Origin of the sequence: Arthrobacter gandavensis (genome assembly GCF_039528575.1) — a bacterium.
Taxonomy (GTDB): domain Bacteria; phylum Actinomycetota; class Actinomycetes; order Actinomycetales; family Micrococcaceae; genus Arthrobacter_B; species Arthrobacter_B citreus_B.
The window spans coordinates 991,490-1,016,070 of record NZ_BAAALV010000002.1; the positions used below are offsets into that span (position 1 = coordinate 991,490).

General features: G+C 65.6%; 26 protein-coding genes and 1 tRNA gene. 11 read left to right on the top strand and 16 right to left on the bottom strand.

Features of this window, described 5'->3' with window-relative positions; all coding sequences use genetic code 11:
• Nucleotides 1–41: 41 nt before the first annotated feature.
• From asd to ABFX29_RS07970, 10 genes are all read right to left on the bottom strand, one after another.
• Nucleotides 42–1,184: an aspartate-semialdehyde dehydrogenase gene (gene asd / locus ABFX29_RS07925; RefSeq protein ID WP_152226395.1), complete on the bottom strand. Its 1,143-nt coding sequence runs from the start codon at nt 1,182–1,184 to the stop codon at nt 42–44.
• A gap of 24 nt (nt 1,185–1,208) precedes the next feature.
• Entirely contained in the window at nt 1,209–1,871 is a 663-nt protein-coding gene (locus tag ABFX29_RS07930) for a dihydrofolate reductase (protein ID WP_246167266.1), read from the bottom strand.
• 13 nt (nt 1,872–1,884) lie between these two features.
• The gene (locus ABFX29_RS07935) at nt 1,885–2,691 is read right to left on the bottom strand and encodes a thymidylate synthase (protein WP_152226397.1); all 807 of its coding nucleotides are present in this window, start codon (nt 2,689–2,691) and stop codon (nt 1,885–1,887) included.
• Nucleotides 2,688–3,098 (bottom strand): GntR family transcriptional regulator, encoded by a 411-nt coding sequence (locus ABFX29_RS07940; protein WP_152226399.1) that lies wholly within the window; start codon nt 3,096–3,098, stop codon nt 2,688–2,690. Before ABFX29_RS07940 ends, ABFX29_RS07935 begins: the two co-directional genes overlap by 4 nt.
• Nucleotides 3,095–4,813: a hypothetical protein gene (locus ABFX29_RS07945; protein WP_152226401.1), complete on the bottom strand. Its 1,719-nt coding sequence runs from the start codon at nt 4,811–4,813 to the stop codon at nt 3,095–3,097. Before ABFX29_RS07945 ends, ABFX29_RS07940 begins: the two co-directional genes overlap by 4 nt.
• Nucleotides 4,814–4,943: 130 nt before the next feature.
• Nucleotides 4,944–5,468, bottom strand: a complete 525-nt coding sequence (locus ABFX29_RS07950) for a ferritin (protein ID WP_152226403.1) — start codon at nt 5,466–5,468, stop codon at nt 4,944–4,946.
• Nucleotides 5,469–5,561: 93 nt separating this feature from the next.
• The gene (locus ABFX29_RS07955; protein WP_387015394.1) at nt 5,562–6,611 is read right to left on the bottom strand and encodes an NUDIX hydrolase; all 1,050 of its coding nucleotides are present in this window, start codon (nt 6,609–6,611) and stop codon (nt 5,562–5,564) included.
• Nucleotides 6,608–8,833, bottom strand: coding sequence for an RNA degradosome polyphosphate kinase (locus ABFX29_RS07960; protein ID WP_152226407.1), 2,226 nt, complete (start codon nt 8,831–8,833; stop codon nt 6,608–6,610). Before ABFX29_RS07960 ends, ABFX29_RS07955 begins: the two co-directional genes overlap by 4 nt.
• 90 nt (nt 8,834–8,923) lie before the next feature.
• Entirely contained in the window at nt 8,924–9,895 is a 972-nt protein-coding gene (gene mshD, locus ABFX29_RS07965) for a mycothiol synthase (protein ID WP_152226409.1), read from the bottom strand.
• 41 nt (nt 9,896–9,936) lie between these two features.
• Nucleotides 9,937–10,647 carry a winged helix-turn-helix transcriptional regulator gene (locus tag ABFX29_RS07970; RefSeq protein ID WP_152226411.1) on the bottom strand — a complete coding sequence of 237 codons (711 nt, stop codon included), beginning with the start codon at nt 10,645–10,647 and terminating at the stop codon, nt 9,937–9,939.
• A 167-nt stretch (nt 10,648–10,814) separates the two neighbouring features.
• On the opposite strand from ABFX29_RS07970, the gene ABFX29_RS07975 reads away from it, so the two are divergent.
• From ABFX29_RS07975 to ABFX29_RS07990, 4 genes are all read left to right on the top strand, one after another.
• Nucleotides 10,815–11,537 (top strand): hypothetical protein, encoded by a 723-nt coding sequence (locus ABFX29_RS07975; protein ID WP_152226413.1) that lies wholly within the window; start codon nt 10,815–10,817, stop codon nt 11,535–11,537.
• Between the two features lie 220 nt (nt 11,538–11,757).
• Nucleotides 11,758–12,357, top strand: a complete 600-nt coding sequence (locus tag ABFX29_RS07980; RefSeq protein WP_152226415.1) for a nitrobindin family protein — start codon at nt 11,758–11,760, stop codon at nt 12,355–12,357.
• 54 nt (nt 12,358–12,411) lie between these two features.
• Nucleotides 12,412–13,506 carry a CAF17-like 4Fe-4S cluster assembly/insertion protein YgfZ gene (ygfZ, locus tag ABFX29_RS07985; protein WP_152226417.1) on the top strand — a complete coding sequence of 365 codons (1,095 nt, stop codon included), beginning with the start codon at nt 12,412–12,414 and terminating at the stop codon, nt 13,504–13,506.
• A gap of 67 nt (nt 13,507–13,573) precedes the next feature.
• Nucleotides 13,574–13,978, top strand: a complete 405-nt coding sequence (locus ABFX29_RS07990; protein WP_152226419.1) for an ankyrin repeat domain-containing protein — start codon at nt 13,574–13,576, stop codon at nt 13,976–13,978.
• Nucleotides 13,979–14,036: 58 nt separating this feature from the next.
• Here the strand turns inward: ABFX29_RS07990 and ABFX29_RS07995 are convergent, their stop codons facing one another.
• The 5 genes from ABFX29_RS07995 to ABFX29_RS08015 form a co-directional block, all read right to left on the bottom strand.
• Nucleotides 14,037–14,756 (bottom strand): GNAT family N-acetyltransferase, encoded by a 720-nt coding sequence (locus ABFX29_RS07995; protein WP_152226421.1) that lies wholly within the window; start codon nt 14,754–14,756, stop codon nt 14,037–14,039.
• A 65-nt stretch (nt 14,757–14,821) separates the two neighbouring features.
• Nucleotides 14,822–15,850 (bottom strand): 6-phosphofructokinase, encoded by a 1,029-nt coding sequence (locus tag ABFX29_RS08000; protein WP_152226423.1) that lies wholly within the window; start codon nt 15,848–15,850, stop codon nt 14,822–14,824.
• A 150-nt stretch (nt 15,851–16,000) separates the two neighbouring features.
• Nucleotides 16,001–16,240: a PspC domain-containing protein gene (locus ABFX29_RS08005; RefSeq protein ID WP_152226425.1), complete on the bottom strand. Its 240-nt coding sequence runs from the start codon at nt 16,238–16,240 to the stop codon at nt 16,001–16,003.
• Between the two features lie 90 nt (nt 16,241–16,330).
• Nucleotides 16,331–16,624 (bottom strand): hypothetical protein, encoded by a 294-nt coding sequence (locus ABFX29_RS08010; RefSeq protein ID WP_246167268.1) that lies wholly within the window; start codon nt 16,622–16,624, stop codon nt 16,331–16,333.
• The gene (locus ABFX29_RS08015) at nt 16,621–18,120 is read right to left on the bottom strand and encodes a PspC domain-containing protein (RefSeq protein ID WP_152226427.1); all 1,500 of its coding nucleotides are present in this window, start codon (nt 18,118–18,120) and stop codon (nt 16,621–16,623) included. Before ABFX29_RS08015 ends, ABFX29_RS08010 begins: the two co-directional genes overlap by 4 nt.
• A gap of 134 nt (nt 18,121–18,254) precedes the next feature.
• On the opposite strand from ABFX29_RS08015, the gene ABFX29_RS08020 reads away from it, so the two are divergent.
• A complete protein-coding gene (locus tag ABFX29_RS08020; RefSeq protein ID WP_152226429.1) occupies nt 18,255–19,532 on the top strand; it encodes an ATP-binding protein in 1,278 nt (425 codons plus the stop codon).
• On the top strand, nt 19,529–20,188 hold the full coding sequence (locus tag ABFX29_RS08025) for a LuxR C-terminal-related transcriptional regulator (RefSeq protein WP_152226431.1): 660 nt from the start codon (nt 19,529–19,531) through the stop codon (nt 20,186–20,188). Before ABFX29_RS08020 ends, ABFX29_RS08025 begins: the two co-directional genes overlap by 4 nt.
• On the opposite strand, the gene ABFX29_RS08030 is transcribed toward ABFX29_RS08025, so the two are convergent.
• On the bottom strand, nt 20,185–21,408 hold the full coding sequence (locus ABFX29_RS08030) for a pyridoxal phosphate-dependent aminotransferase (protein WP_152226433.1): 1,224 nt from the start codon (nt 21,406–21,408) through the stop codon (nt 20,185–20,187). The genes ABFX29_RS08025 and ABFX29_RS08030 overlap by 4 nt on opposite strands.
• Nucleotides 21,409–21,789: 381 nt before the next feature.
• On the opposite strand from ABFX29_RS08030, the gene ABFX29_RS08035 reads away from it, so the two are divergent.
• The 5 genes from ABFX29_RS08035 (at nt 21,790) to rplA (ending at nt 24,531) form a co-directional block, all read left to right on the top strand.
• A tRNA-Trp gene (locus tag ABFX29_RS08035) sits at nt 21,790–21,862 on the top strand.
• A 102-nt stretch (nt 21,863–21,964) separates the two neighbouring features.
• Complete coding sequence (secE, locus tag ABFX29_RS08040) at nt 21,965–22,234, top strand: preprotein translocase subunit SecE (RefSeq protein ID WP_091602578.1); 270 nt, start codon at nt 21,965–21,967, stop codon at nt 22,232–22,234.
• A 98-nt stretch (nt 22,235–22,332) separates the two neighbouring features.
• Nucleotides 22,333–23,130, top strand: a complete 798-nt coding sequence (nusG, locus tag ABFX29_RS08045) for a transcription termination/antitermination protein NusG (RefSeq protein ID WP_152226435.1) — start codon at nt 22,333–22,335, stop codon at nt 23,128–23,130.
• A 126-nt stretch (nt 23,131–23,256) separates the two neighbouring features.
• Complete coding sequence (rplK, locus tag ABFX29_RS08050) at nt 23,257–23,688, top strand: 50S ribosomal protein L11 (RefSeq protein ID WP_152226437.1); 432 nt, start codon at nt 23,257–23,259, stop codon at nt 23,686–23,688.
• Between the two features lie 135 nt (nt 23,689–23,823).
• Complete coding sequence (gene rplA / locus ABFX29_RS08055) at nt 23,824–24,531, top strand: 50S ribosomal protein L1 (RefSeq protein ID WP_152226438.1); 708 nt, start codon at nt 23,824–23,826, stop codon at nt 24,529–24,531.
• Nucleotides 24,532–24,581: the final 50 nt, after the last annotated feature.

Consider the following 24,581-nt stretch of genomic DNA (forward strand, 5'->3'; position numbering starts at 1 on the left):
AAAAGAGCCGTAAGTGGCCTCTCGAAGCTGGCGGTGAATTTCTAGAGGTTGCCGGTCGCGATGCGCAGCATCCGGCGCAGCGGCTCGGCGGCACCCCAGAGCAGCTGGTCGCCGATGGTGAACGCGCTGATGTACTCCGGGCCCATTTCAAGCTTGCGGATACGGCCCACCGGAATGTCCAGCGTTCCGGTCACAGCCACCGGGGTGAGCTGTTCCATGGTGGCTTCCTTGGTGTTCGGAACCACCTTGGCCCACTGGTTGTCCGCGTCGATGATCCGTTCAATCTCGGCGACGGAAAGGTCTTCGGTGAGCTTGAGGGTCAGGGCCTGGGAGTGTGAGCGCATGGCGCCGATGCGGACGCAGAGTCCGTCGAAGGGAATCCTGCCGGAATCGGAGCCGAGGCCGAGGATCTTGTTGGTCTCCGCGCCGCCCTTCCACTCTTCCTTGGACTGCCCGTTGCCCAGGTCGGCGTCGATCCACGGGATCACGGAACCGGCCAGCGGAACGCCGAACTGGGAAGAATCCATGGACGGATCCTTCTGCTGGGCCAGCACTGCGCGGTCGATTTCAAGGATGGCCGACGCCGGATCGGCGAGGTTCGCTGCCACGGCGGAGTTCAGGGCACCGAACTGGTTGAGCAGCTCACGCATGTGCCGGGCACCGCCGCCGGACGCTGCCTGGTAGGTCATGGAAGTGCCCCACTCCACGAGGCCGTTGCGGAACAGTCCGCCCAGGCCCATGAGCATGCAGGAGACGGTGCAGTTGCCGCCCACGAAGTTCTTCACGCCGCGGGCCAGCCCGGCATCGATGACGTCCCGGTTGACCGGATCCAGCACGATGATGGCGCTGTCATCCATGCGCAGGGTGGAGGCGGCATCGATCCACAGGCCGTCCCAGCCGGCGTCGCGCAGCTTCGGGTAAACCTCGGAGGTGTAGTCACCGCCCTGGGTCGTAACAATAATCGGCAGCTTGGCCAGCGTCTGGACGTCGTAGGCATCCTGCAGGGGGCCCGCACCTTCAGCGAAGGACGGCGCTGCGCCGCCCGCGTTGGAGGTGGAGAAGAAGACGGGGTTGATCAGGTCGAAATCGCCTTCCTCCTGCATGCGCTGCATAAGGACGGAACCGACCATGCCCCGCCAGCCGACGAAGCCCGCGGTAGGGACAGAAGAAGCTGCTGAAGTCATGCCTTCAGTCTAGGGCAGGGGTTCTCAGCCGTCCTGCTCGGTTACGTTCCGGTTCCGGGTCCACAGCGCGAACCTGTACTGCAGTCCGTTCGCGGACGTGTACCAGTCCTGTGCCGGGCTGACGCCGCTGAACGTCCAGTCTGCCCCCAGATGAGGGGCATAGCTGTCGCCCTCAGTCTCGGTGTTGATCACCGTGACCACCGCAACATCCGCCAGGGGCTCGGCCTCGGCATATACCTGGGATCCGCCTACGATCCAGATTCGGCTGCTGCCTTCACTTCCTTCAGCGGCTTCCAGCGCAGCTTCCAGGGACGGCACGACGACGGCGCCCGTCGGTTCCAGCTCGGCGGCCAGTCCCTCACGGGAGGAAATCACAATGTTCTTCCGCCCCGGCAGCGGCCGGAACGCTTCCGGGAAGGACTCCCAGGTGCGCCGGCCCATGATGACGGGGTGTCCCAGTGTGCTGGCCTTGAAATGCGCGAGGTCTTCAGGCAGGTGCCAGGGCATGCCGCCGTCCTTGCCGATGACGCCGTCGGTGGTCTGCGCCCAGATCATGCCAACGAGCGGCACGCCGGTGTTCCCGTAGCCCCGGGCTGCCAGGGCGTCGTTGAGTTCCAGCCCCTCTTCGCCGGCGCGGCCGACGGGGTAGTAGCGGGTTGAATCTGCGAACCTGTTCGATTCAGTCAAGACGGGTGCCCTTTCACACGGCGATAGGTGCCTTGATGCCGGGGTGGTGCTGGTAATCCAGGACCTCGAAGTCATCAAGCTCATAGTCGAAGATGCTGGCAGGCTTCCGCCTCAGCCGCAGTTTAGGATACGGGAACGGTGAGCGGGACAGCTGTTCCGTTACCTGGTCCAGATGGTTGTCGTAGATGTGCACGTCGCCGCCGGTCCAGACGAACTCGCCCGGCTCCAGGCCCACCTGCTGCGCCACCATCAGGGTGAGCAGCGCGTAGGAGGCAATGTTGAACGGCACGCCCAGGAAGGTGTCCGCAGAACGCTGGTAGAGCTGGCAGGAGAGCTTGCCGTCCGCCACGTAGAACTGGAACATGGCGTGGCACGGAGGCAGCGCCATGTTCTCCACTTCTGCCGGGTTCCAGGCAGTGACTATGTGCCGCCGTGAATCCGGGTTGTTCTTCAGGCCGTCGACCAGCTTCGCGATCTGGTCGATCTGCCCGCCGTCCGGCGTGGGCCAGGAGCGCCACTGGACGCCGTAGACCGGCCCCAGCTCGCCGTCGTCGTCCGCCCATTCATCCCAGATGGTGACGCCGCGTTCCTGCAGCCAGCGGACATTCGAGTCTCCGCGCAGGAACCACAGCAGTTCCAGCGCCACGGACTTGAAGTGCACGCGCTTGGTGGTGATCAGCGGGAAGGACTCGCTGAGGTCGAAGCGCATCTGGCGGCCAAAGACACTGCGCGTACCGGTGCCGGTGCGGTCGGACTTCGGGGTGCCGTGCGCCAGGATGTCGCGCAGCAGGTCTTCGTACGGAGTGGGAATCGTGGTCACGGCTCCAGTCTAGTGTCGAAGCGTCTCCGGGACAGCGAATCCGCCAGGAGCGAGAGCACAAGGGCGTCGGGAAGCCCGTGCCGGTGCGCAGTGGAGACAAGGTGGCCGACGGCGGCGCCCACCTCGGCTGGGACACTGCCCGGGCCACTCGTAGGCGTGGCAGCACGCTGCGCTATGGCCGTGCCCCGGCGGCGCAGCGCGGTGACGGTTCCCTCGGCTTCGAGTTCCTTGTAGGCCCGGGCGACCGTACCCGGGGCCACGCCAAGGTCAGCGGCCAGCATGCGGATGGTGGGCAGCCTCTCACCCGGTGACAGGACTCCTGCTGTTGCCAGGGCGCTCACCTGTGAGCGGATCTGTTCGTACGGAGGAACAGGGGAGGCCAGATCCACCCGGATCTGTGCGCTCATGCCCGCTGCGCCGGGGGAAGCTCTGCCTGCTCGGCGTAGCGCGGATCATCCGGGAAGTGGGACGGACCAAACTGGCGCCAGGCAACCACGACTGCGGCGAGCAGCAGAAGGGTGCTCGCCGCGCTGGCCTGCTGGACCAGCGGCGCCAGCCAGTCCAGGGGAGGTTCGAGAGGGATGTCGGGGTTATAGGTGCTGGCCCAGCGGCTCTGGCGGGAGACATCGGTGAGCACCAGCCCGGCAGCGGCCAGGCACGTGGCGGTGCTCGTCCGGGCCAGACGGAACAGCGCCACCCTTCGAAGCCTGAGGTCAGTGTCCCGGTCACCGGACAATGCAGGCCTGGCAAGGACCTTACGGGATACCAGGTCGGTCGCCAGCGGCAGGAGCAGGACCAAAAGGGCAGAGCTGAGGGCAAACCGCCAATCGAAAAAGGGCTCGGGGATTATTGCACCGCCCGCCGAAGGGGCATCCTGGTGGCTGCGGATGCTGGCTTCAGCCTCGGCGTAGCCTAGGGCCGCGCGGTCAATTGACGGGCCGAGCAGTGCTGCACCCAGAAGGACGCCGAGGGTCAGCGCTGCCCCTGCCGTCCCGGTCCACATCAGCCAGCGGGGCGTTCGGAGGAACTCTGCGGAGTCCGCGTCCATCGGCTCCGCGGCGGCCAGAGTCCTGCGGATGCGACGGGTATGGTTGTACTCCGCCGCGGCGCACAGTGCCGTGAAGGTTACCGCCGCCGCAGCCAGGGCGAGGACCGCGGCAACACGGTGCTGCATCGCCAGGGCGAAGACGATGATTCCGACGAAGCCTGCAGCTGCCGGTCCGGCAATGGTCAGGCGCAGGCTGGCGGCCATGGACTTCACCCCGAGCGGGGACAGTGCGGGGGCGTCCGGGCTGCCGGAACCGGACGGTTCCGGCAGGGGGACCCGGGGCGCCCGCGCCAGGAGGGTCAGGATGCCGCCGAAGACGATCCAGAGGGATACATACCGCAGTGCTTCACCGCCCGCGCTGAGTCCGGGTGGATCCGGGTAGTTCGAGAGGAAGACGCCCCCGGACGAGGCCAGCATGATCATGACGCCGGCCGCGGTGCGCATGACCCGGTGGGCTGAGGCGAGGCGGAGCACGGCGTCGGCTTCCGGTGCCGTACCCGGAACGACGGGCCGCACGGAGATGAGCTTGAGGACCCCGGCGACCGCGGCCACGGTGAGCAGCAGCCAGGGAGCCCATCCCGTCAGGAGGTGCTGAGTGGAAGCGGAGCCGGGGTCGCGGGCCAGGGTGGTCCCCAGGATGAGCAGGTTATAGGCCAGGAAAAAACAGGCCACCCAGGTCATGTAGCGGGGGATCAGCCCGCGGACTCCACGGTGCTGCAGCCGGGCAGTGCGGACGGTTCCCCGCGGGCGGGGCCAGGTCAGTTCACCAACGGCCAGCACAGCCAGGGAGAAGACTGTGGGAGCCCCCAGCTGTACCAGGGCGGAGGAAACGGCATAGTGTCCGTCCCACCAGAGTTCGCCGCCCGTTTCCCGGAGCACGGGCTGGAGCACTCCCGGGAGCCACAGAGCCGTGCCCAGGGCCACTATACCGATGCGGCGGGCGTACTTTTGGGCAGCTTCCGTCACGGTCCGCGTTTCACTTCCCGGCCTGGGCCGGACGGTAAGCACCACAAAAGCGACGACGGCGGCGCAGAAAAGGATGGTGCCAAGAGCCGATATTGCGGCCGCAGCCATAGGATCCCCCGGGACTCTGGATGTCAGATTGTGCCAAGTCTCTGGTACATAACTCCGTCCGTCAATCCCCGAGATGACAGAAACTGCCCGTATGAGCGCTCATACGGGCAGTTTCTGTGATCTCGAGGGGTTAGAGGGCGCCGCCGGCCGCCTCGGGTGCACCGGCGTCGTCCCCGCCGTCTCCCACGCGTTCGCGGGCCATGAAGTTCTCCAGGTCGAACAAGTTGTCCGCCCGGCGGGCCACGGTCAGCAGCGTGCTCATCGAGGCGACCTCCTCCACCTGTTCCTTAAGGAACCAGAGCATGAACTGTTCGCCCAGCGCATCGCCTTCCGCGCGTGCTGCTGCGAACAGGGCTTCGATCTGGGCGGTGACCTGCTTCTCCTGGGCCAAAGCCAGGGCGATCGGCTCGACGACGTCACTGAAGTCGTTCTTCACGGGATCGACGCCGGGAATCCGGACGGGCAGGTCGCGGTCCAGCATGTACTGGACCAGCATCATGGCGTGGTTCCGCTCTTCGACAGACTGGGCGTAGAAGTGGCGGGCCAGCTGCGGAAGGTCTTCGCCGTCGAAGTACACGGCCATGGCCACATACTGCTGCGACGCGTTGAACTCGTTGCCAATCTGGGCTTCAAGGAGATCAGTGAATTTGCTCATGGGGACACAATATGCCCGCTGACCTGCGGAGAAAAGGACGGATAGGCTTAGCTCGCCAAGGTTTGGCTTCCCTCAGCACCGTGCCCGGAGAAGCTAGTCGTCGAACGGCCGGTACCGCTCCAGCGAGATGATCCGCCGGGGATTCCGCCGGCTCACCTGGCAGACCACCACCTCGCCCGGGGCAAGGTAGGGATCCTTGTCCGGCAGGAGCGCCGCCATCCAGTCCTCCATCTGCTCGGCGAGAACACCGAAGACCAGCGGCAGCACCGGGCGATGCGTGCATAATGCCACCGGGCGGGCCTTCTCGAACAGATTGTCCACCGCCAGCCGTGCCTTGCCAGGCTTGCGCTTGGCATTGTGCTCGGTGAGGGCATCCACGGTCTTGAACTTGGGTTTGCGCGTATTCACATACGGACCCATGGTCTGCACGCAGCGAAGCCACGGGCTGGATACCACCCGGTCCGGATGCCAGGCCTGCAGCAGCCGCGACACGGCCTTGGCCTGTCGCTGGCCGGTGGCAGCCAGCGGACGGTCGCCTTCGGCACGTGCCCAGGACGAACGCGGTTTTGCTTTGGCATGGCGGACAATGATGAGCGGCCAGGTGTCCAGGTCGCCGTCCTGATGGGCGGTGACGAGTGCCTCGAGGGGAAGCCGGTCCGTGGGATTGGTCAAGAGGGCCGCGGCTTCCTCCGGGGGGCACCACCGAACGCCGTCCACTTCTTTTCCGTCGGGACGGGGTTTGGCGTTGGTTCCGTTGGCGGCCCAGTAATGCACGGCCTTGATTCCGGAAGAGACCGGATATCGGGTTTCCGGCAGCGCGATGCCAAGCCGGATGTCCAGCCCGATTTCCTCTTTCACTTCCCGGACCGCACATTCCGGAATGGTCTCGCCGGAGTCCAGTTTTCCTTTCGGCCAGGACCAGTCGTCATACCGCGGCCGGTGGATCAGCAGTACTTCAAGCTGGTCGCCGCGCACGCGCCAGCACAGGGCCCCGGCAGCGACAACCTTGGGGTCGCCGGCCAGGTCGAGTGCTGTCGCTTTGCCGTTCAGCAGCAGGGCGGCAGTGTCTTCCGGCGTATCCCGTCCATCGCCGGGAGTGTCCAGCGGCAGGCGTTCCGCAGCGGGCTCCTCGGTGTGCATCAGCGGCGGGCCAGTGCGCGCTGGCGCGAGCGGGAGGCGAGCAGCCAGGACTGCACATCCTCAAGCGGGTTGCCTTCACCATCCTTGTGGTGCCGGGTCCAGATGCCGTCGGCGTCCAGGTGCCAGCTCGCCGTGCCTGGATCGAGGTAACGGTCCATGAGCTCAATCAGGTCTGCGATGTCCTCGGTGGATCCCAGCTGGACCAGGGCTTCCACCCTGCGGTCCAGGTTGCGGTGCATCATGTCTGCCGAACCGATGTAGACCACGGGGTTGCCGCCGTCGGCGAAGGCGAAGACCCGTGAGTGCTCCAGGAAACGCCCGAGGATGGACCGGACGGTGATGTTCTCGCTGAGGCCGGGCACCCCGGGCCGCACCGAGCAGATGCCGCGCACAATCACGTCTACGCGGACTCCGGCCTGCGATGCCCGGTACAGGGAATCGATGATGGCCTCGTCCACCATTGAATTCACCTTGATGATCACCCGGGCGTCCAGTCCGGCTTTCTTGTTGGCGATCTCGCGTTCAATGCGGTCGATCAGGCCTGAACGCACGGAGCGGGGTGCCACCAGCAGCCGTTTGAAGGTGGACTTGGGGGCGTAGCCGGAGAGCTGGTTGAACAGCTTGGTGAGGTCTTCTCCCACCTTTTCGTTGGCGGTCAGCAGGCCCAGGTCCTCGTAATAGCGGGCCGTGCGCGGATGGTAGTTACCGGTGCCGATGTGGCAGTAGCGCCGCAGCCCGTCGACTTCCTGCCGCACCACCAGGGAAAGCTTGCAGTGGGTCTTCAGGCCCACGATTCCGTACACCACGTGGACGCCGGCCTGCTCCAGCTTCCGCGCCCAGGAGATGTTGGCCTGTTCATCGAAGCGCGCCTTGATCTCGACCAGGGCGAGGACCTGCTTGCCCGATTCCGCGGCGTCGATCAGTGCATCCACAATGGGGGAGTCACCCGACGTCCGGTACAGGGTCTGCTTGATGGCCTGCACCCGGGGATCGGCCGCAGCCTGTTCAAGGAATGCCTGGACGGAAGTGGAGAAGGAATCGTAGGGGTGGTGCAGCAGGATGTCCCGGCGGCGCATGGCGGCAAAGACGTCGGCCGGCTTGGACGTCTCGGATTCCTTCAGGTGCAGGGAGGTGTGCGGAACCTGCTTGGGGTAGTGCAGGTCCGGCCGGTCAATCTGGCTGATGGGGCTGAGCCCGCGCAGGTCCAGCGGGCCGGGAAGGGTGTAGACCTCGTCGGCCTCCACCCCCAGCTCGCGGATGAGCAGCTGGCGGATGCTGGGATTGATGTCCGGGGTTACTTCAAGCCGGACGGGCGGGCCGAACCGGCGGCGCAGAAGTTCCTTTTCGAGTGCCTGCAGCAGGTTCTCGGCGTCGTCTTCTTCGACCTCAAGGTCCTCGTTGCGGGTGACCCGGAAAGTGTAGTGCTCCATTACGTCCATGCCGGGGAAGAGCTGGTCCAGGTGCTCGGCAATGACGTCTTCGAGCGGGATGAACCGGGCCGTGCGTCCCGCAACGTTTCCGGCGCGCGGTCCGTCCACGGAGATGAGGCGCGGGAGCTGGTCCGGGACCTTCACCCGGGCAAAGAATTCCTTGCCGCTGACCGGATTACGGACCACGACGGCGAGGTTCAGGGAGAGTCCGGAGATGTAGGGGAATGGGTGGGCCGGGTCTACGGCCAGCGGGGTGAGGATAGGGAAGACCTTGGCCGCGAACTGCCGGTGCAGCTGGGCCTTGGAAGCGTCGTCGAGGTCCCGCCAGCCCACCAGATGGATGTTCTCCTTCTCGAGGGCGGGGCGGATCTGCCGGGCGAAAACCTCGGCATGTCGCTGCTGCAGCCGGTAGCCGGCCTCAGTGATTTGTTCCAGCTGTTCCACCGGGCTCAGGCCCGCAGCGGACGGCACTGCCAGCCCGGTGGCGATGCGCCGCTTCAGCCCTGCCACCCGGACCATAAAGAACTCGTCCAGGTTGGAGGCGAAGATGGAGAGGAAATTGACCCGTTCCAGCAGGTAGAGGTCCGGATCCTCGGCCAGTTCCAGCACCCTTGCGTTGAAATGCAGCCAGCTGATCTCCCGGTCAAGGAAACGATCGGGGGTTATGTCGCCGCTGGGCAGCAGGGCGGGCCCGAAATCCGGAATATCGATGCGGTCCTGTGTGGCCCGCGGGGCAGGCATCGCCTCGGACGACCCAAAGGGCGACCGTGCGCCGGCTGCGGTATCGGAATCCATAATGTTTCTCCCTGGCAGTTCTGGCAGGCCCGGTGCCCCTGCAATGCAGGGGCACCGCGCCCTCTCCTCAACCCTACAAGCAGCCGGCGGCTATTCGGCCGCGTACATCACGTCCACGTCCCAGCGCACAAAACCGAGCTTGCGGTAGAGGGCCACCGCTGCCGTGTTGTCTGCGTCCACGTAGAGCATGACGGCGTCCAGGCCGGATTCGTGCAGGTAACTGATTCCGGCAAGTGTCAGCGCTTTCCCAAGGCCTGTTCCCTGGGCCTGCGGCGTCACGCCAACCACGTAGACCTCGCCGATGGCCGGGTGGCTCCCGCTGCGGGGATGGACCTTGGTCCAGTGGAAGCCCAGCAGCTCGCCGTCGGATTCGCGGACGGCGAGCAGGAAGCCGTTGGGATCGAACCAGTCTTCGGCCATTCGCGCTTCCAGGTCGGCCCGGGTCATCGATCCCTGCTCCGGATGGTGGGCGAAGGCCGCAGCATTCGCTGCCAGCCACGCGTCCTCATCCTGGCCGGGCACGAACGTACGCACCAGCACGCCGTCGGGCACCTCGGCGGTTGGGAGCCCCTGGGACAGTGCGTCGTGGGAGAGCCGCATGCGCCAGAGTTCGCGCACCGGGTGGAATCCGAACCGGGCGGCGAGTTTCACCGCAGCTTCATGGTTCCCGTGTGACCACGCCTTGAAGTCCTGGCCGGCGTCCTGCCTCGCGGCCTGGGCTAGGGCGGTGCCAACTCCCTTATTGCGGTAATTGGGGTGCACCACAAGTTCCAGCACGCCTGTCTCATCCTCCGCGGAAACGGTGAGCACGGCTGCCCCGGCGAGCTCCTGCGCCGTGGCGGGGTCCGAATGCTCATCGTGGGTCAGCGCCAGGAAGACACGCACCCGGTCGGGGTCCGCGGTGGTTGAGCGCAGGTCAACGAGGGTCTGCTCGGAGAAGGGGGGATTGCCGTCGGCCTCGGCAGCAGCAGCGGCCAGTTCCAGAATGCCGCGAAGGGCGGCTTCTTCCGGGGTGCCGCGCGTAGTGAGGACAGGCCATGTGGTCAGGGGGTTCTCGCTCATTGAAGAAGACTAACCACTCAGGCCGCCGGACGGGAGACGGCTTACGCTTCGTGCCCCGCCACCGCTGCCTGCTCCTCGAGTGTGCGTGCCTTCGCGAAGCGGTAACCGACGTTGCGGACGGTGCCGATCAGGTTCTCATGATCCGGTCCCAGCTTCGCCCTCAGCCGCCGCACGTGGACGTCCACCGTGCGGGTGCCGCCGTAGTAGTCGTAGCCCCACACCTCATGCAGGAGCTGGTCACGGGTGAAGACGCGGCCGGGGTGCTGCGCCAGGTACTTGAGCAGCTCGAACTCCTTGTACGTCAGGTTCAGTGCCGTACCGCTGACGCGTGCGGTGTAGCTCGCTTCGTCGATAACGACGCCGGAGGCATGGATCTCGGTGCTGGATTCCTCCGCAGCCGCCTGGGTCCGGGAGACGGCCAGGCGGAGCCGGGCTTCCAGCTCAGCCGGACCTGCAGTGTCAAGGACGACGTCGTCGGCCAGCCAGTTGGCGGCGACGGCGGCCATGCCGCCTTCGGTGAGCACCAGTACCAGGGGGGTGTCCAGGCCGGTGGCCTTGAGGAGCTGGGTCAGCGACCGCGCTCCCACCAGGTCCTTGCGTGCATCAACCAGCACGACGTCGCAGGGGTCGCTGTCCAGGAGAGCAGTGGGCTCCGCGGGGAGGATGTGGACTTTGTGGTTGAGCAGCTCCAGGGCAGGGAGGACCTCAACAGATGACCCCGGACTGTTGGTCAGGAGCAGAATGTGCGACATGGATCCTCCGAAAGTTGGGCGCACATCATTGGGCACGTTATCCCGTCCGGTCCCCAGCGGCCGAAGAGTGGTTGAAAGTATACCCAGCGGCGGCCCGGCAGCCCGTAGCTTTTATCCACGCTGCGTAATAAGGCAGTATGGCTAGGGTGAAACCTTGGAGCATAGCGGTGCCGGCGGCAACTGTACTGGTCGGAATCGTGGCGGCATCCTTTGTTTCCCCGGAAGCCGTGGCGCTGTTCACCGGAGCTGCAGCCGCGGCAGCCGGCTTCGGCTGGCCGTACCTTCTGGGTGTTCCAGCCCGCAAGAGCCAGGGCCTGGTGCTTGCGCTCGTGGGCGCCGGCGGAGTTGCGGCCGCCTACTTCGCTCCTGCCACCGCCATGCTCACCTGGATGCCCGGCATTGTTGCCGTTGGAGTAGGGGCCGTGTTCCTCATCCAGCTGCTGCGCGGCACCGGGCAGCCGCACCGCCTTGAATCCACCATCGGCGTGATCGGCGGATCCCTCGTTGCCGGGATGGCCGCCGGCTGGGTCGCAGCCGACCGCCTGCCGGGAGGGGAAGGGTCCGCTGGACTCATCTCGGCCGGAGCCGCAGCCATCGCTGTGGCCATCCTCATCTCCCTCATACCGCTGGCGGACCGTATCACCGCACCGTTCGGCGTCGTTGCCGGCGCCCTTGCCGGTGCCGGCGCAGCCGCCCTGGTTCCCGGCCTGCCCATCCCGGCGGGTGCCTTTGTGGGCGCGCTCTGCGCAGCGGTGATTGTTGCCGTGCGCCGGCTGTCGCTTAGCCGGGATGGTTCTCCCGGCGTTTTGGGGATCGTTGCGGCCGGTGCGTCCCCGGTCCTCGCGCTGGGTACCGCCGTGTACTTTGCCGGCCGGCTCCTTCTCCCCTAGGCCCCGCGGCGGGGGAGTCACAAGAGACAAAGCACCCGCAGACCGGGTTAGGATGGAGGCATGTCGCTTCTTGCTCTTGAAATCTTCTTCATTGTCCTTCTGGGTGTCACTGGCCTGGCCATGGCAGGTTTCGCAGCCCTTGTTGTTTCCCGCCTGTACAAAGGCCAGAAGTAACTCGAAACCTTAAAACCGCCCGAACTGACCAGGGAAGGGTCCGGCCATGCCAATGGAGATCCCCACAGACCTCACGCCCGAACTCGTTCCTCTCTCCTGGCTCCTGGGAGTCTGGGAAGGAACCGGCCGCCTTGGTGAAGGCGACGCGGAGTCCGAGCATTTCTCCCAGCGTGTTACGTTCCGGCAGAACGGTCTGCCCTACCTGCAGTACACGGCGGAGAGCTGGCTGACGGACGAGGCAGGCACAGTGCTGCGCCCGCTCGCCGTGGAGACCGGCTTCTGGGCGCTGGACCGCCCGCTGAACGACGCCGACGGCGGTCCGGGCCTCATTCCCGCGGACATCGTCCCGGCCCTGCGGAGCGCCGACGAGGTTGAAGAACTGCGCAACGATTCCGGTGGCTTCGACATTACCGCCACCATCGTGCACCCGGGCGGCATCGCGGAACTCTACTACGGCCAGATCAAGGGCCCGCAGATCCAGCTCACCACGGACCTTGTGATGCGCGGCGTGAATTCGAAGGAATACACCGCGGCAACCCGGATCTACGGGCTGGTCAACGGTGACCTTTACTGGCGCTGGGACGTCGCGGCCGAAGGCAAGGCACTCGAAGCGCATGCCTCCGCGATCCTCAAAAAACAGGACTGATCCCCGCAGCCCGGGGACCGGAATACCCTTACCTGGCAGGACGTTGCACCTGACATGAGCATCAAAAGCCCCCTCCTTAACCGCCCTGGAGCCGTCGAAGCTGCCGGCGCCGATGCCGGTACGGCAGCCCACTACGGCGACCCCCTGCGTGAGCAGCGGGCCCTGGCCCGCGGCGAAGCCGTTACCGACCTCTCCAGCCGCGGCGTCGTCACGGTCTCCGGCGAAGACAGGCTGAGCTGGCTCAACACCCTTTCCTCCCAGCAGGTCGCTGCCCTGAAACCCGGTGAGAGCTCCGAGCTGCTGCTGCTGAGCGTGCAGGGAAGGATCGAACACGACGCCCGTGTGCTGGATGACGGCGAACGCACCTGGCTGATTGTCGAGGGAGACGAGGCCCCGGAGCTCAGCGCATGGCTGGACAGCATGAAGTTCATGCTTCGCGTGGAGGTCAGTGACGTCACTGCGGACTGGGCCGTGGCTGGTTCCGTTGCGCCGGTGACTGCCTGGTCGGACTTCGCGGTGTGGACCGATCCCTGGCCCCGGGTTTCGCCGGGAGGGCATGCGTACACCGCAACTGACGAACCGGCACACCCGGGACACGAACGCCCCTGGCACGAGTACCTGATTCCGCGGGAAGGCCTCGAGGACGCTGTGGGTGCCTCCGGGCAGGCCCTGGCCGGATCCATGGCCGCCGAAGCACTCCGTATCGCGGCCTGGCGTCCGCGCCTTGGCGCGGAGACCGATGACAAGACTATTCCGCACGAACTGGACCTGATTCGAACCGCCGTCCACCTGGCCAAGGGGTGCTACAAGGGCCAGGAAACCATTGCGCGCGTCCATAACCTTGGGCATCCGCCGCGCCGGCTGGTTTTCCTGCAGCTGGACGGTTCGCAGCACACCCTCCCAGCCGCCGGAAGCCCGGTGAAGCTCGGTGAGCGGGTAGTCGGCCGGGTGACCTCCGTGGCCCAGCATTACGAGATGGGGGCCATTGCCCTGGCCGTCATCAAGCGTTCGGTTGACCCGGACGAGCAGCTGACGGTCGACGACGAGGGCGAGCTTTACGCCGCAGCCCAGGAACTGGTTGTTTCCCCGGATGCAGGCCAGGCTGTGGGCCGGCCCACCGGTTTGCTGCGGAGCCCGCGCCCGCGCTAGTACCCGGCGGGCAGGGGAGAGGACTCACGAGGGCCGGCAGCGGCCGGCACGAAAGGACAAGAGCTGGATGACTGACTCACCGGACCAGGCGCAGGGCAGCGCAGCAGACCAGGAAATGCTGGAGCTCGCCGAACGGCTGTTCAACGGCGCCCGCCAGGGGGACACGGACCTGCTGCGCACCTACATCAGCGCCGGTGTTCCCGTCACGCTGACCAACGCCGCAGGGGATTCCCTGCTCATGCTTGCCGCCTACCACGGGCATGCCGGGACGGTTCAGGCGCTGATCGAGCTTGGTGCGGACGTCAACACACTCAACGACCGGGGACAGTCTCCGCTGGCAGGGGCAGTTTTCAAGGGTTATGCGGACGTTGTCCGTACCCTTTTGGGTGCCGGTGCCGATGCTGACGCCGGCAATCCCTCAGCCCGCGCCACCGCTGCCTACTTCCAGCGCGCGGATCTCCTCGAAAGCTAGCACCCCGGAGCTGCGGGGCACCGGAGGGCCGTCACGGATCCACCGGCAGCCGCCGCGGCTAAGCCGGAAGCGATACCGAGGTGCACAGGCCCGCAGAGACAAACCCGGCCTGTGCAGCTGTCCGGCTGGCACCAAGATTATTGGACTGGATGCGGGACTGGGGGATCAGCCCGGCAGCCATTGCGTCTTCCACTGCGACGGACGTGATGTAGGAGCCCAGCCCCCGCATCCGGTGGTCCGGGGCGGTCAATGTTCCCACGTCGGCCAGGATCCCCTCGCGGATGCTGTAGCCGGCGCCGGCTACCGGGACCGGAGCGCCGGGACCTGTGTCATCGACCAGGACGAAGAGGATTTCGCGGCCGGAGAGCTTGGCTTCCACGACGTCGTCCGGGGGGCAGAGCCGCTCGAGGGCTTCGGCATAGTGGTAGTCATCGGCCACGGCCAGCTCTTCTGCCCCCGGGATCGGCGGATATGAATCCGTGTAGTACAGGTGCTCCTCCGCCATTCCCCGGCCACCGTGGTCCAGGGAAAGCCGCAGCAGCCCGGAGAAGCTGCTGAGTTCAGCCGTGCTTTTGGAGCGAACCTGTTCGGCTGCCCACTCGGGTCCGGAAAAAACTTCGCGGCCGAACAGCCGGACGAACTTCACTTCGTTCGCTTCGTCGTGCACGTCGTAAATGCGCTCTTCATCCTCCGCAGCCGAGAGGGCGTCGTCTTCCAGCCCCAGCCTGCGGGACCAGGCGAGCTGGATGATGGCAATAGTGCCGGGGTCAAGGTCCATAGGATTCAAGCTACACGTGTGTGCGCAGGGCGGCGCAAGGTGCGGATGCCAAACTGATAGGGGGCCTAACCAAAAAGAATGGCCGCTTCGTCGTAGCGGTGCTCCGGAACGGTCTTGAGGTTATCCAGGGCCTTCTCGAACCCTACCCGGACAATGTCGGTTCCATGCAGGGACACCATGGTTCCCCACAGCCCGTCCATGACCGAATCCACGGCAGCCATGCCCAGCCGGGTGGCCAGGACCCGGTCAAAGGCGGTGGGGACACCGCCGCGCTGGATGTGGCCCAGGACGGTGGCACGGGTTTCGATCCCTGTTCGCGCCTCGATTTCCGGCGCCAGGAGCTCGCCGATCCCGCCGAGCCGCGGACGGCCGAAGGAATCCAGCCCACGCTCGGAGTGCGGGGCTTCCATGTCAGTGGTGACGAAGCCTTCCGCCACAACCACCAGGGGCGCACGGCCGCGGTCCCGGGCCTCGGTTACCCACTGGGCAATCTGGTCCAGGCTCACGGGCTTTTCGGGAATCAGGATGGCATGGGCACCGGACGCCATGCCGGAGTGCAGCGCAATCCAGCCGACGTGGCGGCCCATGACTTCGGCCACCATGCAGCGGTGGTGGGACTCGCCGGTGGTGCGGAGACGGTCGATCGCTTCGGTGGCAATTTGGACGGCCGTGTCGAACCCGAAGGTGAAGTCGGTGGCATCCAGGTCATTGTCCACGGTCTTGGGGACACCCACGATCTTCAGCCCGGCGTCGGTCAGCCGCTGGGCGGCAGCGAGCGTGCCTTCCCCGCCAATGGCGATGACGGCGTCGATCCCGAGCCGCTCAAGCGTTTTCCGGATGTTCTCGGGTCCGCCGTTGGGACCTTCGAAGGGGTTGGTGCGGGAGGTGCCCAGAATGGTTCCGCCCTGCTTGGAAATGCCGCGCACCCGGGTACGGGGCAGGTCGATGACGTCGCCGTCGACTACCCCGCGCCATCCGTCGAGGAAACCGACGAACTCGACGTTATGGGTCTTGATCCCATTGAGTACCGCTCCGCGGATCACCGCGTTGAGTCCGGGGCAGTCGCCCCCGCTGGTAAGGATGCCGATCTTCATTACGTGACCCCTGGATCTGGTAGGTGGGCGGCGGCCTCCATTGATTCTAGCCACGCTCAGGCTGGCGCCCGGTACCCGGCACTCCGACCGGGCGCGGCATTACGCGGATTTGTTGCCGCTGCGCACGGGGAGTGCCGGGCCCGGCCATGATCAGCGCCTGATGAACTTCTGCAGCAGTATGGTTCCGTCCGTGGTGGGCAGCAGGAGCCAGGCCACCAGGTAGGTGCCGATGCCGATGAACGGCAGCAGGAAGCTCAGCAGGACCACAATGCGGACCAGGGAGACATCCCAGCCAAATTTTTGGGCAATGCCGGCGCAGATTCCCGCCAGCCAACCGCCGCGGGCCCGTTTGATGGGTGAGGAACGCAATACGTCGAAAAACTTATCCATCAGTTGATTCTTTCCTTCTTCTTGGACTTCTTGGATTCGTACACTCTTTGCGGGCCGGTTCGGCCAGGGGCGGAAACCCGGCAGGCAGCCCTAGGCGGAGCGGTTCTTGCCCAGGACAGCCAGCAGGCCCCCGATGACCAGGGCCGCCCCGGCTCCGATGAGGAGGCCCAGCAGGACCATGCCCGTGTCCAGCCGAATGCCGGTGAGCTGGACCGCGAGGACCAGGGCTCCCGCCACAGCCAGGACCAGGCCCCAGACGATTGTGCCAACGCGCAGGGGCCGGCGCTCGGGTTCGGTTTCCGGCACATACCCTGCTTCCGAAGGTGCTCCAAAAGCAGCCGGATCGGCGTCGAAACTGCGTGGTTCGTTTTGGGATTCGCTCATCGGTCCAGGCTGCTTTCGTCCGTGGTCACCAGCACGTTGCTGGCGACACCTTTGATTTCGATGATGATGCGGTTGCCCCGCGCCTCAGGGTTGAGCTGCCGCTCCTGCGGTCCCACCCACAGACCCCCTGCGGAGCTGTACCTGCCGTCGTGTTCGAGCTCCACATTGCCGAGGGCCATTTCGGAGTAGACCGAGACCGGCACGTCGTCGGGAACCAGGATGCTGAGGTCCCCGGCCGCCACGCTCACCGGAACGGTGATGTCTCCGTCCTTGAGTTCACTCGCCAGGCCGCGCAGGTCCAGGTTTCCGTCGGCAGCGGCAACGCTGTAGCCCTCGGACGCCGCTGTGGACTGGCTGGCACTCCAGTCGGACTGGTTTGCCACCACGAGGTTGCGGTAGGCGAAGCTGCCGTTGAACAGCAGGGCAGCAATCAGGGTGAGGACACCGAGTCCGCCTGCCAGTCCCGAGGACCTGCCGGCCGCGCCCAGCCCCACGATTCCCAGGCCAAAGACAACACCGGCTGCAGCCAGGGCAACAGTCACCGGGGAACCGGTCACGTAGATGCCGCTGTAGTCCAGCGCCAGCAGCACCCCGGCGGCCAGGAGCGCAAACCCGCAGATCAGGGCGACCCACGACGCCGGCGGATGGCAGCTGACCGGCTTGGGCTCCTTGCCCGGAGGCGGGAACTGTACGTAGAAGCCGTCGAAGCCCGGGCCGGCGGGGTTGGCGTGCCCGGCCGGAGACGCGGAATGTGCACCGTAGGGCAGTGGCATCGTCGGCGCCTCCGGGCCGGGATAGCCCACGGGCGGCGGGCCGGCAGGCGCAGAGCCGGCGGGCTGGGAGGTTGCGTTCTGGCCGGTCTCGGTTCTGCCCGCGTATGAGCTTGCAGAGGACCAGCCGTGCTGGTGAGCGGGCGGCTGGTTCGGATCGGGCTGGCCCGGCTCCGCGTAGGCGGACGGACCTCCCGGACGATTCCCCGTCCCCGGGCCCTTGTTGTTGTTCCGAGTGGTGAGCCAGTAGATGCCCAGCAGCACCGCTGCTACCCAGAACAGGCCCCAGAACACGGACCCCAGCCACCCGTCGTTGGCCCAGAAGGAGATGCCCGGACCACTCAGTCCCAGGACGGTAAAGACCAGCGCTCCGGTCATCCCGGCGGTCCAGGTGCCGCGGACAGCCTCTTCGAGATGGATCCGTCCGTCCGGCTCGGGCAGCAGCGCCCAGGCAACGCCATAAAGGACGACTCCGATACCGAAGATCGAAAGCACGATCACGAGCCCTCGGACAAGGACCGGGTCCAGGCCGGTGCGCTGGCCGATTCCTCCGGCCACGCCGCCTATCCACCGGTCCGGGGAGCGGCGGATCCCCAGTTGGCGGATCCAGGCAAAAAAGGAGTTCTGGGCAGGTGCGCCGGGGGGCGGCGTGCCGGGCATGGCCGGCGGCACTGGCGGGGTGTGTTCCCCGCCGGGGGTTCCGGGGTTAGTTGAGTGCGGGTTCATGCTTCCAGTCTTCCAACCGGGGGACGCCCGCACATCCGGGTTTCCCCTGAGCGACCCCTGAACGTACCCCTGACCCGGGAACCGGAAAGGAAATATGTGCCGGTTCCCGGCCGCTGCCGTGCTTGGATTGGAGCATGAGACCTCCCCTGCTCCGCGCCCCCGAGAAGGTGGTTGCCGGTGTCTGCTCCGGGCTGGCAGTCCACCTCGGCATGCCCGTAGGGACTGTCCGCATCCTGATGGCGGTGCTCTCGCTGGTGGCCGGTGCCGGCGTCGTGCTTTACGGCTGGCTCTGGATTATGGTGCCCACCGCCGAGGAACAGGCAGCGGCGGGGGAGAAGAACCCGCGCAGCGTAGCTGAGAACTTTGCCCGGTACCTGCAGCAGGGCCAGCCGGCCCGGACGGGCGCCGGTGCGGGGCTGATCGGCAGCCGCGAGATCCTGATCGGACTCGCCCTGCTGGGGGTTGCTGCCGCAGTGGTGGCACAGGCACTCGGAGCGCAGATCAATCTCCAGATGATCTTCCCGTTCGCCGTGATCGCTGCCGGTGCAGTCCTGGCCTGGTCCCAGCTGGATGCCAGTCGAAAGGCCGGGCTTGTTGCCGGCGCCGGAGCAGACCGGAAGATGGGGCTGCTGAGGCTTATCGCCGGACTGGTCCTGGTCATTTCGGGGTTCCTGCTGGTTGTCTCCGGATCCATCACCTGGGACGTGCTGCTCGCTGCTTCCGTGGCTTCGCTGGCGGTCCTCGCGGGCATCGCGCTGGTGCTGGCGCCCTGGGCCGTTCGGTGGTGGCGTGCTTTCCAGACTGAACGCGCCGGGCGCATCCGGCAGACCGAACGGGCCGAAATCGCCGCCCACCTCCATGACTCGGTGCTGCAGACGCTGGCGATGATCCAAAACCGCGCCGGGTCCGAGTCCGACGTCATCAAACTGGCGCGTGCCCAGGAACGGGAACTGCGCCAGTGGCTCTACGCGGACCCGGAGAAAGGCACGGGAACGCTGGCGGACGCGCTGAAGGCCGTCGCCGCCGAGGTCGAAGACGCCTACGGGCATCCGGTGGACTTTGTTGCCGTGGGGACCGCGGAGCTCACGGTCCAGAGTTCCGCACTGGTGCAGGCTGCCAGGGCCGCACTGTTCAATGCGGCCCAGCATGCAGGCGGCCAGATATCGCTCTACCTGGAGTGCAGCCCCGAATCCGCTGAGGTGTTCGTCCGCGACCGCGGCTCGGGCTTCGATCCGGACTCCGTACCTCAGGACCGGCTGGGCCTGAGGGAATCCATTATTGGGCGTATGCAGCGCCACGGCGGCACAGCCCGGATCCGAACCAGCCCAAACGGCACCGAGATACATTTGGCATTGCCCCTGACCGGTACGGACGCACCGGCAGCGCAGCAGAAGGAAGCGGAGAACACGTGAGCATTGCGGCAGAACCCATTGACGTGGTGGTGGTAGATGACCACGCCATCTTCCGGTCCGGACTCAAGGCAGACCTGGACGCACGGGTCCACGTCGTGGGGGAGGCGGCAACCGTGGAAAGCGCCGTCGCGGCCATCCGCAGCGCCCGTCCGCAGGTGGTCCTGCTGGATGTCCACCTCCCAGGGGGTTCCGGGGGAGGCGGTGCGGAGGTCATCGCGGGTTGCGCGGATCTCCTGGCCACCACGCGGTTCCTGGCCCTGAGCGTTTCCGACGCCGCTGAGGACGTCGTCACCGTCATTCGCGCCGGGGCACGGGGCTACGTCACCAAGACCATTTCCGGTGCGGAGATCTCCGACGCGGTAGTCCGGGTGGCAGGCGGCGACGCCGTCTTCTCTCCGCGTCTGGCCGGATTCGTCCTCGATGCTTTCGGGGCATCAACGACCGTCAGCGTGGAGGATGAACTCGACCGCCTCTCGGTCCGCGAACGCGAGGTCATGCGGCTGATTGCCCGCGGCTACAGCTATAAAGAGGTGGCCCGGGAACTCTTTATTTCCGTAAAGACCGTGGAAACGCATGTTTCTGCGGTCCTGCGGAAGCTGCAGCTCTCATCCAGGCATGAACTGACCCGGTGGGCTGCAGCCCGCAGGCTGCTCTAGGGCTTGGCCTGGCCCAGGAATTCCTTCAGCCGGTCCATGCCGGTGGCAAGGTCCTCATCGCCCAGGGCGTAGGACAGGCGCAGGTACCCGGAGGGACCGAAGGCTTCGCCCGGGACCACGGCGACTTCGACGGCGTCCAGGATCAGCGCGGCAAGCTCCGCTGAAGTCTGCGGACGAACCGGGCCTGCGGCATTCGGGAATTCCCGGCCCAGCAGCCCCCGCACGTCGGGGTAGGCGTAAAACGCGCCCTCGGGCATCGGGCAGAGCACGCCGTCGATCGAGTTGAGCGCCTCCACCATGGCCCGCCGGCGCCGGTCGAAGGCAATCTTCATCTCATCCACTGCGGTGAGGGGGCCCGAGACAGCTGCCAGCGCAGCCATCTGCGAGATGTTGGAGACGTTGGAAGACAGGTGGGACTGCAGGTTGGTGGCTGCCTTGATGACGTCGGGGGCGGCGATCATCCATCCGACCCGCCATCCCGTCATGGCGTAGGTCTTGGCAACTCCGTTGAGGATGACCACCTTGTCGCCCAGCTCGGGGCAGCGGGTGGCAATGGAGGTGAAGGGCACTCCGCCGTAGGTGAGGTGCTCGTAAATCTCATCCGTAACCACGAACAGGCCATGGTCCGCTGCCCACATGCCGATCTCGGCGACGTCGTCGGACGGATACACGGCACCGGTCGGGTTGGACGGGGAAACGAAGAGCAGCACCTTGGTCTTCTCCGTCAGGGCTGCGTCCAGCTGCGAGACAGTGACGCGGTAATCCTGTTCCGGGCCCGCGAAGATTTCCACCGGAACGCCTCCGGCGAGGCGGATTGCCTCGGGGTACGTGGTCCAGTACGGAGTGGGGACCAGGACTTCGTCGCCCGGGTTGAGCAGCGTCGCAAATGCCTCGTACACGGCCTGCTTGCCGCCGTTGGTTACCAGGACCTGGGACGGTTCCACGGAATAGCCTGAATCGCGCAGGGTCTTCTCCGCAATCGCCTTCTTCAGCTCCGGCAGGCCGGATGCGGGGGAGTAGCGGTGGAAGCGCGGGTCCTGCGCGGCGGCGACGGCGGCGTCGACGATGTACCCGGGAGTTGGGAAATCGGGCTCACCGGCACCGAAGCTGATGACCGGGCGGCCGGCAGCCTTCAGGGCCTTGGCCTTCGCGTCGACTGCAAGGGTGGCGGATTCCGCAATGGAGGCGATGCGCTCTGAGATTCGGCCGTTGGAAGGCATGGCGTTCCCGTCTGGTTTGATGCTGGATGCGTGCTGTATTGAGTTCGTACCTGCTGGTGGCCTGCGGTTTCTTTCGGGGACCCTGGGTCCGTCCGGGAAGCGCCGCGGCGTCACTTTATGCAAGCCAAGCTTAGGCGTGCCTGGAACACATTGCAGTCTTTTACAGTTCCGGGGCCGGTCGCACTGCACGGATTTCCTCCTCCGGCGCCGGCCGGTTCCGCCGTGTGCAGGCGGGGATTGGGCCCTGTTCCACCCCCGGTTCGACTCGGGGGCAAAGATTGCGTAGACTTGTTCCTCGGTGTTGTTCTCTTGATGCTGGAGCATGCCCGCGGACCGGTTAGGTTATGTGCGGGATGTGCCGGTAAAGTGGAACTCTCCCGAAGGGTAGTGGCGCAATTGGTAGCGCAGCGGTCTCCAAAACCGCAGGTTGCAGGTTCGAGTCCTGTCTGCCCTGCGCATGACGTCGGTTTCGCCGTCTAAAGCAGTCCTTCATGAAGCAGCGGTGCCCAGCCTGAGGCTGCGGAGCCGTGAACCGAACAGATGAGTGAGGCGAAAGGTGACCGAGACAGCTGCCAGCAGCTCCAAGGGACACCCCTCCGGCAAGCCTGCGAAGAAGCGGGGCTTCTTCGGCGCCATCGCTCTCTTCCTGCGCCAGGTTATTGCAGAACTGAAGAAGGTTGTAACCCCCACCCGCAAGGAGCTGGTCCGGTTCACCATCGTGGTTCTCGCCTTCGTGGTGGTCATGATTATCATCGTGTCCCTTCTGGACTTTGTCTTTGGTGCTGGCGCACTGTGGATCTTCGGTTCGGGCGGCGGCGAAAGCTAGCCATCGAATTCCCTGTCGCCAGCCGTGCGGGGAAGGTCCGTTCGAAGAACTGAGCTAGTGACAGACCAATAGAGCTGAAGAAGAAAGCAGGAATCTACGTGTCCGAGCAAGAACTCGATTCACAGATCAATGACGAAACCGCTGATCTGGATACCGAGGATCAGGTGACCGAAGCAGCCGCTGCGGCGGATGCCGGTGACGCATCGGCCGAAGACGCGGAGAATGCTGAAGAGGCTCCCGCCGAAGAAGCAGAGGCCGGGGACGAAACCGCCGCTGCTGCCGAGCCCGAAGAAGATCCCGTTGCCGCCTTCAAGGCCAAGCTGCGCCGCCAGGAGGGTGACTGGTACGTCATCCATTCCTACGCAGGTTACGAAAACCGCGTAAAGGCAAACCTCGAGACCCGCATCCAGACCCTCGACATGGAAGAGAACATCTTCCAGATCGAGGTTCCGATGGAGGAAGTCGTCGAGATCAAGAACACCACCCGCAAGATCGTGAACCGTGTGCGCATCCCCGGCTACGTGCTGGTGCGCATGGAACTCACGGATGCTTCCTGGGGCGTCGTCCGCCACACTCCCGGTGTCACCGGCTTCGTCGGCAACGCCCATAACCCGGTCCCGCTGAGCCTGGACGAAGTCTTCTCCATGCTTGAGCACACCGTGGTGTCCCCGAAGACCACTGCTTCCGGTGCCCCGGCCAAGGCAGCCCAGGCTGCCATCGCCGTGGACTTCGAGGTCGGCGAGTCCGTGACCGTCAACGAGGGACCGTTCGAGACCCTCCCGGCCACGATCTCCGAGATCAAGCCCGAATCCCAGCAGCTGGTGGTGCTGGTGACCATCTTCGAGCGCGAAACCCCGGTTACGCTCTCCTTCGGACAGGTCACCAAGATCCAGTAAGAGACTTCGCTGCGTGCAGGACCGCTTTATCCTGCAGGGCAGCGTAAGGCCGCCGCGCCACGGCGGCCACCAACCCGGACGGACGCTCCTGTCCTTCGGGAACTTATTTCAGAGAAGGACCCTTTCATGGCCCCCAAGAAAAAGGTCACCGGCCTTATCAAGCTGCAGATCAATGCAGGCGCCGCCAACCCGGCTCCTCCGATTGGTCCCGCCCTTGGCCAGCACGGTGTCAACATCATGGAATTCTGCAAGGCGTACAACGCTGCAACGGAATCCCAGCGCGGAAACGTCATCCCGGTCGAAATCACGGTCTACGAAGACCGCTCCTTCACCTTCATCACCAAGACGCCTCCGGCGGCTGAACTGATCAAGAAGGCTGCAGGCGTTGCCAAGGGCTCCGGCACCCCGCACACCGTCAAGGTTGCGAAGCTGACCCAGGCACAGATCGAAGAGATCGCCACCGCGAAGATGGAAGACCTGAACGCCAACGACGTTCAGGCCGCCGCCAAGATCATCGCCGGCACCGCCCGTTCCATGGGTATCACCGTCGAAGGCTAATAAAGCCTTACCGCACGGCCGAATGGCCGGGCACAACCAAATTCATTCAGCCGAATCGCCCGCAATGGGCGTCACGGCACGTGGCAGGGCCGAGCGCGGTCCGACAGACCACAACTGCACAAGGAGAAAAAGCAGATGGCAAAGCGCAGCAAAGCATATGAAGCCGCTGTGGCAAAGATCGACGCGGACAAGCTGTACGCGCCGGTTGACGCCGTAGCACTGGCCAAGGAAACCAACCCGTCCAAGACGGATGCCACCGTTGAGGTTGCTTTCCGCCTGGGCGTTGACCCCCGCAAGGCCGATCAGATGATCCGCGGCACGGTCAACCTGCCCAACGGCACGGGCAAGACCGCCCGCGTCCTCGTCTTCGCCACCGGCGAGAAGGCTGAAGCAGCTATCGCTGCCGGAGCCGACTTCGTTGGTTCCGACGACATGATCGAAAAGGTCGCAGCAGGCTGGACCGACTTCGACGCCGCAGTGGCTACCCCGGACCTCATGGGCAAGGTCGGCCGCCTGGGCCGCGTGCTCGGCCCGCGTAACCTCATGCCGAACCCGAAGACCGGCACGGTGACCCCGAACGTTGCCAAGGCTGTCTCCGACATCAAGGGCGGCAAGATCGACTTCCGCGTCGACAAGCACTCCAACCTGCACTTCATCATTGGCAAGACGTCCTTCGACGCCCAGAAGCTGGCCGAGAACTACGCCGCTGCCCTGGAAGAAGTACTTCGCCTGAAGCCGTCCGCAGCTAAGGGCCGCTACATCCAGAAGGCCACCGTGACCACCACCTTCGGCCCCGGCATCGCCGTGGACCCGAACGTCACGAAGGTTCTCGCAGACGCATAGTCAGCGCATTGCTTCGGGAGGACTCCTCCCCACAACGGCCGCAGCTTTCG

Excerpts from the sequence above, each read along its gene's own strand:
- ABFX29_RS07960 (WP_152226407.1), bottom strand. The coding sequence starts at position 8,833 with ATGGATTCCGATACCGCAGCCGGCGCACGGTCGCCCTTTGGGTCGTCC.
- ABFX29_RS08015 (WP_152226427.1), bottom strand. The coding sequence starts at position 18,120 with ATGAACCCGCACTCAACTAACCCCGGAACCCCCGGCGGGGAACACACC.
- mshD (WP_152226409.1), bottom strand. The coding sequence starts at position 9,895 with ATGAGCGAGAACCCCCTGACCACATGGCCTGTCCTCACTACGCGCGGC.
- ABFX29_RS07945 (WP_152226401.1), bottom strand. The coding sequence starts at position 4,813 with ATGGCTGCGGCCGCAATATCGGCTCTTGGCACCATCCTTTTCTGCGCC.
- rplA (WP_152226438.1), top strand. The coding sequence starts at position 23,824 with ATGGCAAAGCGCAGCAAAGCATATGAAGCCGCTGTGGCAAAGATCGAC.
- ABFX29_RS08020 (WP_152226429.1), top strand. The coding sequence starts at position 18,255 with ATGAGACCTCCCCTGCTCCGCGCCCCCGAGAAGGTGGTTGCCGGTGTC.
- ABFX29_RS08005 (WP_152226425.1), bottom strand. The coding sequence starts at position 16,240 with ATGGATAAGTTTTTCGACGTATTGCGTTCCTCACCCATCAAACGGGCC.
- ABFX29_RS07980 (WP_152226415.1), top strand. The coding sequence starts at position 11,758 with ATGCCAATGGAGATCCCCACAGACCTCACGCCCGAACTCGTTCCTCTC.
- ABFX29_RS07950 (WP_152226403.1), bottom strand. The coding sequence starts at position 5,468 with ATGAGCAAATTCACTGATCTCCTTGAAGCCCAGATTGGCAACGAGTTC.
- ABFX29_RS08010 (WP_246167268.1), bottom strand. The coding sequence starts at position 16,624 with ATGAGCGAATCCCAAAACGAACCACGCAGTTTCGACGCCGATCCGGCT.
- ABFX29_RS07990 (WP_152226419.1), top strand. The coding sequence starts at position 13,574 with ATGACTGACTCACCGGACCAGGCGCAGGGCAGCGCAGCAGACCAGGAA.
- asd (WP_152226395.1), bottom strand. The coding sequence starts at position 1,184 with ATGACTTCAGCAGCTTCTTCTGTCCCTACCGCGGGCTTCGTCGGCTGG.
- ABFX29_RS07995 (WP_152226421.1), bottom strand. The coding sequence starts at position 14,756 with ATGGACCTTGACCCCGGCACTATTGCCATCATCCAGCTCGCCTGGTCC.
- ABFX29_RS08030 (WP_152226433.1), bottom strand. The coding sequence starts at position 21,408 with ATGCCTTCCAACGGCCGAATCTCAGAGCGCATCGCCTCCATTGCGGAA.
- ABFX29_RS07940 (WP_152226399.1), bottom strand. The coding sequence starts at position 3,098 with ATGAGCGCACAGATCCGGGTGGATCTGGCCTCCCCTGTTCCTCCGTAC.
- ygfZ (WP_152226417.1), top strand. The coding sequence starts at position 12,412 with ATGAGCATCAAAAGCCCCCTCCTTAACCGCCCTGGAGCCGTCGAAGCT.
- rplK (WP_152226437.1), top strand. The coding sequence starts at position 23,257 with ATGGCCCCCAAGAAAAAGGTCACCGGCCTTATCAAGCTGCAGATCAAT.
- ABFX29_RS08000 (WP_152226423.1), bottom strand. The coding sequence starts at position 15,850 with ATGAAGATCGGCATCCTTACCAGCGGGGGCGACTGCCCCGGACTCAAC.
- ABFX29_RS07970 (WP_152226411.1), bottom strand. The coding sequence starts at position 10,647 with ATGTCGCACATTCTGCTCCTGACCAACAGTCCGGGGTCATCTGTTGAG.